This is a genomic window from Arenibacter certesii DSM 19833 (assembly GCF_000429545.1).
GTDB classification, from domain to species: domain Bacteria; phylum Bacteroidota; class Bacteroidia; order Flavobacteriales; family Flavobacteriaceae; genus Arenibacter; species Arenibacter certesii.
In genome coordinates this window covers 62446-74817 of record NZ_AUCB01000013.1, presented here as the reverse complement: position 1 = coordinate 74817, position 12372 = coordinate 62446, and the positions used below count along the sequence as shown (strand labels likewise).

Sequence of the window (12372 nt, the reverse complement as noted above, 5' to 3'; positions counted from 1 at the left end):
ACTACATCCAAGTTACCTTTTCTTCCCAAGAACCTCGTTCTACTTCCGGGATTTCCCCCTCATAATTGCCCATATAGAAAAATCCAAGGCATTTTTCGCCCTCATTCAAATGAAAAAATTCATCCATATGCTTTATCAACCCAGGTGAGCTCCAATAGCATCCTATTCCTAATTGGGTACAGCAGAGCCACATATTCTGTACTGCCATAGCCGTTGCTGCTACCTCTTCCCATTCTGGTACACTTTCTTTAGGATCGCGCTGCATGCAAATAGCAATAATAGCACCTGCTTTTTTAGGGTTTTGAATCAATTTTCCGGCTTTGAACTGTTTTGGACTAGGATCTGTTTCCATATATTTTAAAGACAGAAACATTCCTAATTTCTCCTTAGCCTCTCCTTGTAATACCTTAAAGCGCCATGGTTCCGTTTTTCTATGAGTTGGAGCACAATTGGCGGCTTCCAATACTTTTTTAATGTCTTCTTTAGCAATTGGAGTATCTATATATTGCGCGGGGAAAACCGATCGTCTTTTCTTTATTACATCAAAAATCATATGTTTTATTTATATAAATTTGAATTAGGTATAAAATTACATTATCAATTGGCATTAGATGCCTCATCCAACAATAAATTAACACAATGCCTCAAAGCAGGATTTCTATTATCCTCTTTCCAAACCATGGATAAGACGGCTTTCTGAGGAATATTTTTCAACTCTATAAATTTCACCTTCATCTGAAATCCATACTGTAAAGAAGTGGGGACTATAGCCACCCCCAAATTATTCTCTACCAACTTAAAAATAGTATGGGCATGCACCGATTTGTGAGACACTTTAGGAGTAAAACCTGCATCTTCACATATACTCATTATGGTATCATAATACAACGGGCTATAATCTTGGGAGAATAGTATAAAATTCTCCTTGGATAACTGACTAACATCCTTAAAATTCTGAGAAGACAACGGATACTGTTCAGGTAATACCACAGAAAAGGTATCCTCATACACAGGTTTAATATTAAACCCATCTGGAACTCTGGACAAACGCACAAATCCCATATCTAATCTATCCTTTAGCAAGGCATTTATTTGAGCATTATTAGAAACTTCCTCTAAACTGGTACGTATCCCAGGAAACTTATCTTTGAGATTAATCAATAACTTGGGGATCAATTCTTGCATGGCAGAACCTAAAAATCCGATCCGCACCTCTCCAAAATCGCCCTGACTAACATATTTCAATTGCTTTTTAGTAACCTCTAGGTGATTTAAAATAAACTCCACCTCCCCTTTCAGGTATTCCCCAGCAGCAGTAAGGGTCACTTTCCTTTTGCTTCTAACAAACAAATCCACCTCCAAAATCTCCTCCATCTGCTTTATTTGCCTGCTTAACCCAGGCTGAGAAATATTCAGTTTTTCTGCTGCCTTCCTATAATGCAGTTCCTCCGCTACTGCTAGAAAGTATTTAAAATGTCTAAGCTCTATTAGATAACTCATAGTTATTAATTACCTAACTTATTGGTATTGGAAATTATCAAACTTAATCAATAATTTTATATTCATAAAAAATCATCTATGTCCAGTTCAACAAAACCATTCCAATTTGGAGAGGATCATCTTACCGCAGGAACGGCACTATCCATTGCCAGGGGTAGTATTAAAGGAGAGATTTCTTCCACTACAAGAGAAAAAATACAATCTAGTTTTAGTGTGGTTGCCAACATTGTAGAGAAAGGTGATCCGGTATATGGAATCAATACCGGATTTGGTCCCTTGTGCACCACCAAAATATCTAAAGCGGAAGTCAAAACATTACAGACCAATATTTTAAAAAGTCACAGTGTAGGGGTTGGACCACCAATAGAAACAGAAATTGCCAAACTGATGATGGTTCTAAAAGTCCACTCCCTAGCCAAAGGGTATTCTGGAATAGCAGAAGCTACTTTAGACCGCATATTATGGCATATAGATAATAATGCAATACCCATTGTTCCTTCACAGGGTTCTGTTGGAGCATCCGGAGATCTGGCTCCCCTTTCCCATCTCTTTCTGCCCTTAATAGGACTGGGGAAAGTAAATTACAATGGAAAGGTAATGACTACGGCGGAGCTATTTAAAAAAGCGGGACTCCAGCCCTTAGAATTGGGTCCCAAAGAGGGGTTAGCCTTAATAAATGGCACCCAGTTTATAGCTGCCCATGCTGTAAAGGTGGTAGAGAAAATGCAGGCTTGCCTTACCCAAGCAGATATTATTGGCGCTATGATGATAGAAGGCCTACAGGGAAGCGTTAAGCCTTTTTTTAAAGAACTACACCAATTACGTCCTTTTAAAGGGAATGACCACGTTGCAGCGAACATTCGGTTTTTACTAAAAGGTTCTGAAATTATGGAAGACCACATTAATTGCGAAAGAGTACAAGATCCTTATTCCTTGCGATGTATTCCACAAGTGCACGGCGCCTCTAGAAATGCATGGCTGCATCTAAAAGAACTTTTGGAAATAGAACTTAATTCGGTTACCGACAACCCTATTATTATTGACAAAGACTTAACCATCAGCGGAGGAAGCTTTCACGGTCAGCCCTTAGCCATGGTGTTAGATTATGCTTGCTTGGCAGCCTCTGAACTAGGCAATATTTCAGACAGAAGGATTTACCTCGCTTTAGAAGGAAATAGTCCTGGTGTTCCCAAATTACTGATGGAAGACACAGGTATTAATTCGGGTTATATGATACTACAATACACCTCCGCGGCTTTGGCGAGTGAGAATAAGGGGCTTTGTTTTCCCGCTAGCGCAGATAGTATACCCACCTCTTTGGGACAGGAAGACCATGTTAGTATGGGATCTATCAGTGGAAGAAAGGCCCTGCAGGTGTTGGGAAATGTAGAGAAAATATTGGCTATAGAGCTTCTGACCGCTGCCCAAGCATTCGAGTTTAGAAAGCCCTTGAAGTCAGGCATTATCCTGGATGAAATACATAAGAAAGTCCGCGAAAAAGTAGCCTTTGCCAATAAAGACCGCGTCTTTTCTGATGACATTGAAAAGGGAATCGATATTATTCAGAATAAGACCCTCATCCGCATCGTTCAAAAGGTAATGAAACAACATAAGCTTACACCGAACAGTCCGTTTGAGGGGGAGTTTGAGAATTATTAATAATCAGAAGTGTAAGCAAATCAAAAAAATTAGACATGAATCAATATTCACTCATAGGTCCTTTTAAGCAACTCTTAACGATGACTGGCATGCCAATAAAGGGTGCCTTACAAGACAGTCAACTACCAATAATTGAAAATGGGGGTATTATTACCAAAGGCAATGAAATCTACGCAGTAGGGCATTTTTCGGACCTAAAAAAAGAGGCTCGGGATTTAAATGCAAAAACCATAACCATAGATTCAGATCTAGTATGTCTGCCTGGCTTTATAGATGCCCACACTCATATTTGTTTTGGAGGAAGTAGAGCCAACGACTACGCCCTAAGAAATGCTGGCAAGACCTATTTGGAAATTGCCCAGTCCGGCGGAGGGATATGGGATACGGTTACCCAAACTAGGAAATCGAGTGCTGAGAAGCTCGTTACAGGAATAAAAGACCGAGCCAATAGACATTTGCACCAAGGGGTAACTACCATAGAAGTTAAAAGCGGCTACGGGCTATCAGTAGAGGAAGAGCTGAAAATACTAAACGCTATTGCAACCGCAAATAAAGCCATTGCAGCCGACCTTATTCCGACCTGTTTGGCAGCCCACATGATGCCCAACGATTATAAGGGCACTCCTGAAGAATATTTATCAGAAATAAGCACTACCCTTTTCCCAATTTTAAAGGAAGAAAATCTAGCCACTAGAATAGATGCTTTTTTAGAGGAAGGTGCCTATTCTGCTATTTCTATCGCTCCTTATTTTAAAAAGGCGAAAGAGATGGGGTTTGATATTACGGTACATGCCGATCAATTCTCTACGGGCGGTAGTGCCGTAGCCGTAGAATATGGGGCGATTAGTGCCGACCACTTAGAAGCCAGTACAGCAACCGAAATTCAGCTTTTAGCCAATAGTAATGTAATTGCCACTGCCCTACCAGGTGCCTCTATGGGGTTGGGCTGCAACTACACTCCCGCCCGCCGATTGTTGGATGCTGGGGCTAGCGTTGCCATTGCAAGTGATTGGAATCCCGGTTCTGCCCCCATGGGTAACTTGCTAATTCAAGCCGCTGTACTGGGAACTTTTGAAAAACTCAGCAATACTGAAGTGCTTTCTGGAATTACCTATAGAGCTGCTGCAGCATTAGGATTAGAAGATAGAGGGAAAATTGAGACGGGATTCCTAGCAGATTTCATCGCATTCCCCACCCATAACTATAAGGAAATATTATACCATCAGGGAATGCTACAACCTACTATGGTTTGGAAAAAAGGCAGACTTGTAGTTGGACAATAATCGATAAAATATGGCAGCTGTGAAAAAAGGCAATTTTAAAGCACTAATACTACAAGGGATTCCGGCCGAGTTACCCCCAAAAAGAACCTATCCAAAAAATACCAATAGAGCACCTATCCGCAAGGATATCCTCTCCAGGGAAGAGAAAAAACTGGCCATTAGAAATGCTTTGAGGTATTTCCCTGCAGCATGGCATACCGAGCTGGCAAAAGAATTTGCGGAGGAACTGAATACCCTAGGTAGAATCTATATGCATCGCTTTAAACCAGAATATCCAATCTATGCTAGACCGATAAATGAGTATCCTGCTCAAACGCCTCAGGCTGCCAGCATTATGTTGATGATACAAAACAACCTAGATCCTGCTGTAGCACAACATCCCGAAGAACTTATTACCTACGGCGGAAATGGGGCCGTATTTCAGAATTGGGCGCAATACCTACTCACCATGCAGTATTTGGCAAATATGACGGAAAAGCAAACGCTTCACATCTATTCCGGCCATCCTATGGGGTTATTCCCTTCGTCTAAAGAGGCACCAAGAGTAGTCGTTACCAACGGAATGATGATCCCCAACTATTCTAAAACGGACGATTGGGAAAAATACAATGCCCTAGGCGTTACGCAATACGGACAGATGACAGCAGGTTCCTATATGTATATTGGTCCGCAAGGAATTGTCCATGGTACCGCTATCACCGTAATGAACGCTTTTAGAAAAGTGTTGAAAGCTGATGAGACTCCAGCGGGAAAAATATTCCTTACTGCCGGACTCGGAGGCATGAGCGGAGCACAACCAAAAGCGGGGAATATTGCTGGATGCATTACAATTTGTGCTGAAGTAAATAAAGCAGCTGCAGAAAAAAGACACCAACAGGGATGGGTAGATGAACTTATAAAGGATATAGACCAGCTAACCACAAGAGCAAAGCAAGCCATTACTAAGAAAGAGGTAGTTTCCCTAGCCTATCTTGGAAATATTGTGGACGTTTGGGAGAAATTTTATGAGGAGGATATAGCTATCCATCTAGGTTCCGACCAAACTTCCCTCCACAACCCATGGTCGGGAGGGTATTACCCAGCCGGACTCACTTTTGAGGAAGCAAATACTATGATGAGCAAAGAGCCCGAAGCTTTTAAGGAAAAGGTACAGGCCTCTTTAAGAAGGCAAGTAGCCGCCATTAACAAACATACCGCCAAAGGTACCTACTTCTTTGATTACGGTAATGCTTTTTTATTGGAGGCCTCTAGAGCAGGTGCAGATATCATGGCGGATAATAAAATCGATTTTAAATACCCCTCCTATGTTCAAGATATTCTTGGTCCTATGTGTTTCGATTATGGATTTGGCCCGTTTAGATGGGTTTGTACTTCGGGAGAGAAATCCGACCTACAAAAAACGGATGCTATTGCTTTAGAGGTGATGCAAGAAATTGAAGCCACTGCCCCTCCCGAGATACAGCAGCAGATGCAAGACAATATTAAGTGGATCAGAGAGGCCGAAAGCAACAAGCTCGTAGTAGGATCACAGGCTAGAATTTTATATGCAGATGCAGAAGGAAGGGCCAAAATCGCCGAAGCATTTAATAGGGCTATTGCCAATAAAGAAATCTCCGCTCCGGTTGTATTGGGAAGAGACCATCACGATGTAAGTGGTACGGATTCCCCATACAGGGAGACCAGTAATATTTACGACGGTAGCAAATTTACCGCTGATATGGCTATTCATAATGTAATTGGAGATAGTTTTAGGGGCGCTACTTGGGTATCTATCCATAATGGTGGCGGAGTAGGTTGGGGCGAGGTGATAAATGGAGGATTCGGAATGGTCCTAGATGGATCTGAAGCAGCATCCAGAAAATTAAAGAGCATGTTGTTCTATGATGTAAATAATGGTATCTCTAGGAGAAGTTGGGCAAGAAACGAAGAAGCCTTATTTGCCATAAAAAGAGAAATGGAACGCAGTCCGCAACTAAAAGTAACCCTACCGAATATGGTAGCGGATGATCTTCTGGAGGATTTATTTTAATTGTTATCGATTTTGATCTGCGATCGGTTTGACTAAAGTCAGATAATTATATCCAAATCTAAATCCACCAGATAAATCTGGAGGCTATTCAAACCAATTTAATCCTAGATTAATCCTCACAATTAGGAGTGTAAAACAGAATGAGGTATAATCCCAAAAACACCTAAATCCCTCAACAGCAATCTCATGCATTAAACAATATAATCTATTATGAATAGCCATTAGCTTCAGCTGAATAGCCCCTAGCTTCAGCTAGGGAGATAGAAATAATAATATATCTTGGCTTTAGCCAAACCCTTAAGCTTAGATAATTAATGATTATATTGAATTAAAAACCAACCATGCCATTTGTAAGAACCTATATTCATTTTGTATTTAGCACCAAGAATAGGGAACCCTATCTTAATACCCCGGCTCTAAGAAATCAACTATGGAATCATATAAAAAAGAATGCAAAAGAGAAGAATATCATGATCGATTTCATTAATGGCTATACCAATCATTGCCACATCTTAATATCGCTTGGAACAGACCAAACAATTAGAAAAGTTATGCAATTGATAAAAGGAGAATCTTCATATTGGATAAATAAAAACAATCTCTGTAATTCGAAATTTGAATGGCAAGATGAATATTTTGCAGGTTCAGTATCCTATTCAATGCTCTACAAGGTTAGAGAATACATAAAAAATCAAGATGAGCATCATAAAACCAAAACTTTTCAGGAAGAAGATAATGAGTTAATGAAGGAGTATAGGTTTGACTAAAGTCAATTGATCTGATTCATTTATATCCTCCAGATAAATCTGGAGGCTATTCAAATGAGGCTAGGAATATTAATCAATATTACATACATAAAATATCATCACCTAGAATCATTGCAAAACCATAACCACAGCGATTTCCTACATTAAACAATATTATACATATTAAATTGATAGCAAGAAATAGGGTGTATTGGCTTTAGCCAAACTCTAGGCGTAGATAAATTTATGATTACATCCAGTTGGACTAAAGTCCAATGACCGTACACATCCTCATCCTCTAGATAAATCTGGAGGCTATTCAAATAGGTCTGGGAATAAAGCTCAATATATCCAGCATAACATAGCATAACTAAGAATCAAATAATCACCCAAAATACTCCACAGCAATCTGATGCATAAAACAATATTATCTATATTGAATTCTCACTAGCTTCAGCTGAAAAGCCCCTAGCTTCAGCTAGGGGATAGAAAAATAATATATATTGGCTTTAGCCAAAACTAAAAGACAGATAAATAATTAGATCCTCTGGGGGCTGTTCATAATGCTCAAAACATTAATTTTATAGAAATGAAGAACTATATCCCCACAAATCCCGACCTCTGGAATGGAAGAATTTCCGAGAAGGAACTATACCTCCATGAAAAGGTGCACCATATTAACATAACAGAGACCGGTATTCCCCCATTTTCTGAGCAGGCCTATGCTATTTTAGGATATGCCTGTGATGAAGGAGTCAGGCGAAACCAAGGTAGGCCTGGGGCCGTAGATGGACCCGATGCCATACGCCAGCAATTGTCTAAAATGCCGAACCATTTAAGTGAGGATACCACACTTTTAGAAGCGGGTACTATTCAGTGTTTAAACTCCAACATGGAAGAGGCACAGAAATCACTGGCATCAAGTGTTTCCCGATTACTGGAATTAAACACCTTTCCTATTCTAATTGGAGGTGGACATGATATTGCCTACGGGCATTTTAATGGAATTAAAAACTACCTGACTTCCACCGGAAAAAACAAAACAATCGGTATCATCAATTTTGATGCTCATTTTGATTTACGCTCCAATACCCTTGGAAATAATTCTGGAACTCCCTTTTATCAGATTGCACAGGACCAAAAATTGGAGAATCAGAAATTTAAATATATGTGTCTCGGAATTCGTGAAGATGCCAATACAAAATCCCTTTTTAATACCTCGAAAAACTTAAACGTCACTGTTATTCAAAACAAACGTTTCAACCTACACCATCTTGCCAACTTAAAAATTAAATTAGAGCGCTTTATAAAAGAAGTAGATTATGTATATACTACCATTGATCTTGACGGATTCTCCTCTGCCTACGCTCCTGGGACTAGTGCAGCTTCACCAATGGGGTTTTCCCCAGAAATAGTTTTAGAATGTTTGGAGATTATTAAAGACTCCGAAAAAATGATCAGTTTAGATATTGCAGAATTGAACCCTTCCTACGATAGAGATCATCAAACAGCGAAACTAGCCGCTTCTTTAATTCATTTTGTAATACATCATTAAATAATAGGTGACACCTACCCTACTCCATCCAAGATTGGAAATACGTGCCATCATCTATATCTAAAGCTGCCTGAGTGAGTTGCAGCGGTCTAAATGTATCTACCATTACCGCTAATTCTTCGGTCTTAGATTTCCCTATACTAGCTTCATAGGTACCGGGATGCGGTCCATGAGGTATTCCAGCAGGATGCAAGGATATAAAGCCTTGATCTATATTTTTCCTACTCATAAAATCCCCATCCACATAATACAATACCTCATCGGAATCGATGTTGGAATGATTATAAGGAGCAGGTATGGATTCTGGATGGTAATCGTACATACGCGGCACAAATGAACAGACCACAAAGGCAGAGGTCTCAAAGGTCTGATGTACTGGTGGCGGTTGATGAATCCGACCCGTAATAGGTTCAAAATTATGGATAGAGAATCCATACGGATAGTTATATCCATCCCAGCCTACCACATCAAAAGGATGAGAGGCATATACCAAATGATGCAACTGCCCTTGTTTCTTCACTTTTAGTAGAAAATCCCCCAATTCATCATAGGTTTGTAGATTTGAAGGGAGCTTAAAATCGCGCTCACAAAAGGGAGAATTTTCCAGGTGTTGACCAAACCAGTTCCGATATCTCTTAGGGGTATAAATGGGGTGATAAGATTCTGTTATGAACAACCTATTATCCTCGGTATGAAAATGAATTTGATAGATCATCCCACGTGGGATTAAAAGGTAATCGCCATATTCAAAATTAATTTCTCCCAACATCGTTTTTAAAACCCCACTACCCTTATGAACAAACAATAATTCATCTGCGTCCGCATTTTTGTAAAAGTAATCGGTCATGGACTTTTTGGGTGCAGCCAATGCTATATGCACATCAGAATTAAATAAAACCACCTTTCTACTATCCAAAAAATCATCTGTAGGTCTAACCTCAAATCCTTTTAGCAATCGCGATTTTATATTATGGTCTACAGCAGCCCTTGGAGAGATATCCAAAGTTTTGCCAACCTCCTTTACCATAGTAGGTCGGTGTAAGTGATACATTAAAGAGGACATGCCATCAAAACCAATAGTTCCAAAAAGCTGTTCATAGTGAAGACTTCCATCGGGCTTTTTAAAGATGGTATGTCTTTTCTTGGGAATCTTACCTAGCTTATGGTATAATGGCATTGCTGTAGTTTTATTATTTTGAACCCCTTTCCTAGGAATTCCATAATTAAAAATACGATAAATTGCAGCTGTTAGGAAATATTCGAAGCTTAATTATACGGGAATACAGCTTGTTCTAAATAAAAAAAGCCCCCCATAATGGAAAGCCTTTCATCGGTTATTGTTGTACCAGAACTACATCTAGTGTTATTCAACAATTTCAACCTAAGTCCCAATTCTCACTGGGACACAACACAACATCGCAAAGATAGCAAAGCTTTCATTATAAATACACTTTGCAGCATCTTATTTCTTTCGCTTAATAAATCCCTGTTTTACAATCGCTAAAGCACAAAACTAAAACCCGATTTTTCCAATTTTTTATATTTCTTATTATCGAACCGATATAAAAAAGCTCCTTTTTTAGAAGTTGTCCTATCTTTTTCGTTCAATTTAATAAGGAGATCAAAGGATAATAACTTCTTTCTAAAATTTCTGTCATCCAATTTTCTTTGGTAAATGGACTCATATAAAATCTGAAGTTGTGGTATGGTAAATTTCTCTGGCAACAGTTCAAAACCGATAGGTTTCCTAATCGCTGTTTCTCTGAGGCGCTCCAATGCATCGGAAATCATGCATTTGTGATCTAATACTAGATCTGGCAATTGGTCCAAGGCAAACCATTTGGCTCCGTGATCTTCTACCTGTCCCTTATCATAATCATTTATCCTGATTAGAGCATACTGAGCTATAGAGATACACCTAGCTCCGGGATCGCGATCTACATCGCTATACACTTTCAATTCTTCTAGAAAAATATTTTCCAAGCCAGTAAACTGATACATAACCCTTCTTGCCGCCTCGGTCACACTTTCTTCCTCCTTCACAAAACTCCCAATTAAAGACCATTCCCCTTTAAAAGGAGCTATCCTTCTTTTAAAGACCAATAGTTTTAATATCCCTTCGTCAAAACCAAAGACAATACAGTCGGTTGCTACAAGAATCTTAGAATTTTCGGTATAGCTGTTTTTAGTTACCAATAATAGTTTTCAAAAATTGACGTGATTAATACCAAAAATAAGCCTTTAACATTTAAAACTCAATAGCATTCACATTCTGTTTTTTATTACTCCCTTAACAGGAAGGAACTCCTGTTTTTCGTAAATTAATAATAAAATGAGAAAATCGGCAATGTTCTGGGTAATAGCCACAACAATGGTCTTGGTCATACTTGCTATTATGGCCGCAATGAATTTTCCTTTTAATTGGGTCTTTTATCTTACGGTAGTGGGACAGTTAATGGTTATCTATATGGTATATAGGGTACTAACCGACGATTACACTACCAACAAAACTTTCGAAGATTTTTATGAGGACCATTCTATTGAGGGGGATTAGAAACAGGCTCTTGTTTACCACGCTTACTATGTGGTGGTGTTCCCATGCCCAATTCTGGAATAACCAATAGCGGTATTTGGGTATGAAATACCATCCTCTTCACTACTGGTTCGCGGGTCATTTTTTCCATATAACTATGTTGGTAGTTAAGCATAGCCAGTAAGTGAATTCCTAATTCATTGGAAAAAATCTCTAAAGTTTTGGAAACGGAATTTAATTCCGACACCGTATGTACATAATGCTCCACCTCACTTAAATATTTCCGCAACATATTTAGATTAAACTGCTGGACTTCCGTTAGGGCTTTAATTTCATATTGCACGTGTACTATCCTAATGGCCGCCTTAAAAGATTTAGCCATTTCTAACAAGGGGCGAAGTTCGGAATTAGTATAAAATCGATTAAAATCTGTGGCAAAAGCAATCTCGGAAGGGGTTATAAAGGTAAAATTGCAGGGAATTGCCAATACCGGACAGTTCTTTATAGATCTTATCATCCTCACTGTATTGCTTCCCATAAAAACTTCCTCTAATCCGCTAGCCCCTTTTGTACCTGTAATAACTAGATCTATGTTTTTGGTCTCAATGATATTTTTCATCTCATCTACCAATAAGCTAAAAGAAGAAATAATTTCAAATTTATGGTTAGCATTATAGCATTCGTTATTGATGCGTTCCACAAATTGCTTTAGGCCCTTTTCAGAATTACACTTAACCACATCCTCGCAAGCTTTCCCCACCACTGAGGTTGCCATAAACCTACTATGGGCAATAGTTGGTGTATATGTATTTAAAACATAAAACGTACATTCTTCCTCCTTAAAAAGGGAAATAGCATACTTGGCCGCATTCCAGGCATCTGCAGAAAAATCTGTTGGCAACAATATCTTTTTCAATTCCTTTTAGATTTTAAATATTCCTTAATCCAGTACTCTTTATCGAGGTAAAATTAATGGAACCACCTAGCTGAATCTATGACTTTTATCATATTGAATAGGGATGATGGCTGATTGCTAGAATAGTGGGTCGTAAAAAATTCACTACCAC

11 protein-coding genes are annotated in these 12372 nt (G+C 39.0%); 6 read left to right on the top strand and 5 right to left on the bottom strand.

Annotated features, from left to right (window positions below; translation table 11 throughout):
* Nucleotide 1: 1 nt before the first annotated feature.
* Together G466_RS0108260 and G466_RS0108255 are read right to left on the bottom strand one after the other, a co-directional pair.
* Nucleotides 2-553 carry a nitroreductase family protein gene (locus G466_RS0108260; protein ID WP_026810965.1) on the bottom strand — a complete coding sequence of 184 codons (552 nt, stop codon included), beginning with the start codon at nt 551-553 and terminating at the stop codon, nt 2-4.
* A 44-nt stretch (nt 554-597) separates the two neighbouring features.
* Entirely contained in the window at nt 598-1500 is a 903-nt protein-coding gene (locus G466_RS0108255; protein ID WP_026813248.1) for a LysR family transcriptional regulator, read from the bottom strand.
* 78 nt (nt 1501-1578) lie between these two features.
* On the opposite strand from G466_RS0108255, the gene hutH reads away from it, so the two are divergent.
* The 5 genes from hutH (at nt 1579) to hutG (ending at nt 8772) form a co-directional block, all read left to right on the top strand.
* A complete protein-coding gene (gene hutH / locus G466_RS0108250; protein WP_026813247.1) occupies nt 1579-3159 on the top strand; it encodes a histidine ammonia-lyase in 1581 nt (526 codons plus the stop codon).
* A gap of 35 nt (nt 3160-3194) precedes the next feature.
* The gene (gene hutI, locus G466_RS0108245) at nt 3195-4442 is read left to right on the top strand and encodes an imidazolonepropionase (protein WP_026813246.1); all 1248 of its coding nucleotides are present in this window, start codon (nt 3195-3197) and stop codon (nt 4440-4442) included.
* A 10-nt stretch (nt 4443-4452) separates the two neighbouring features.
* Complete coding sequence (locus G466_RS0108240; protein ID WP_026813245.1) at nt 4453-6471, top strand: urocanate hydratase; 2019 nt, start codon at nt 4453-4455, stop codon at nt 6469-6471.
* 341 nt (nt 6472-6812) lie between these two features.
* A complete protein-coding gene (gene tnpA / locus G466_RS0108235) occupies nt 6813-7238 on the top strand; it encodes an IS200/IS605 family transposase (RefSeq protein ID WP_026813244.1) in 426 nt (141 codons plus the stop codon).
* A gap of 568 nt (nt 7239-7806) precedes the next feature.
* Entirely contained in the window at nt 7807-8772 is a 966-nt protein-coding gene (gene hutG / locus G466_RS0108225; protein ID WP_026813242.1) for a formimidoylglutamase, read from the top strand.
* Nucleotides 8773-8791: 19 nt separating this feature from the next.
* Here the strand turns inward: hutG and G466_RS0108220 are convergent, their stop codons facing one another.
* Together G466_RS0108220 and G466_RS0108215 are read right to left on the bottom strand one after the other, a co-directional pair.
* Entirely contained in the window at nt 8792-9949 is a 1158-nt protein-coding gene (locus G466_RS0108220) for a homogentisate 1,2-dioxygenase (RefSeq protein WP_026813241.1), read from the bottom strand.
* Nucleotides 9950-10272: 323 nt separating this feature from the next.
* Nucleotides 10273-10968 carry an NUDIX hydrolase gene (locus G466_RS0108215; protein WP_026813240.1) on the bottom strand — a complete coding sequence of 232 codons (696 nt, stop codon included), beginning with the start codon at nt 10966-10968 and terminating at the stop codon, nt 10273-10275.
* Between the two features lie 136 nt (nt 10969-11104).
* Here G466_RS0108215 and G466_RS0108210 point away from each other — a divergent pair, with 136 nt between their 5' ends.
* Nucleotides 11105-11326 (top strand): hypothetical protein, encoded by a 222-nt coding sequence (locus G466_RS0108210; protein WP_026813239.1) that lies wholly within the window; start codon nt 11105-11107, stop codon nt 11324-11326.
* Here the strand turns inward: G466_RS0108210 and G466_RS0108205 are convergent.
* Entirely contained in the window at nt 11310-12221 is a 912-nt protein-coding gene (locus G466_RS0108205) for a universal stress protein (RefSeq protein ID WP_026813238.1), read from the bottom strand. The genes G466_RS0108210 and G466_RS0108205 overlap by 17 nt on opposite strands.
* Nucleotides 12222-12372 lie beyond the last annotated feature (151 nt).

Excerpts from the sequence above, each read along its gene's own strand:
- G466_RS0108260 (WP_026810965.1), bottom strand. The coding sequence starts at position 553 with ATGATTTTTGATGTAATAAAGAAAAGACGATCGGTTTTCCCCGCGCAA.
- G466_RS0108255 (WP_026813248.1), bottom strand. The coding sequence starts at position 1,500 with ATGAGTTATCTAATAGAGCTTAGACATTTTAAATACTTTCTAGCAGTA.
- hutH (WP_026813247.1), top strand. The coding sequence starts at position 1,579 with ATGTCCAGTTCAACAAAACCATTCCAATTTGGAGAGGATCATCTTACC.
- hutI (WP_026813246.1), top strand. The coding sequence starts at position 3,195 with ATGAATCAATATTCACTCATAGGTCCTTTTAAGCAACTCTTAACGATG.
- G466_RS0108240 (WP_026813245.1), top strand. The coding sequence starts at position 4,453 with ATGGCAGCTGTGAAAAAAGGCAATTTTAAAGCACTAATACTACAAGGG.
- tnpA (WP_026813244.1), top strand. The coding sequence starts at position 6,813 with ATGCCATTTGTAAGAACCTATATTCATTTTGTATTTAGCACCAAGAAT.
- hutG (WP_026813242.1), top strand. The coding sequence starts at position 7,807 with ATGAAGAACTATATCCCCACAAATCCCGACCTCTGGAATGGAAGAATT.
- G466_RS0108220 (WP_026813241.1), bottom strand. The coding sequence starts at position 9,949 with ATGCCATTATACCATAAGCTAGGTAAGATTCCCAAGAAAAGACATACC.
- G466_RS0108210 (WP_026813239.1), top strand. The coding sequence starts at position 11,105 with ATGAGAAAATCGGCAATGTTCTGGGTAATAGCCACAACAATGGTCTTG.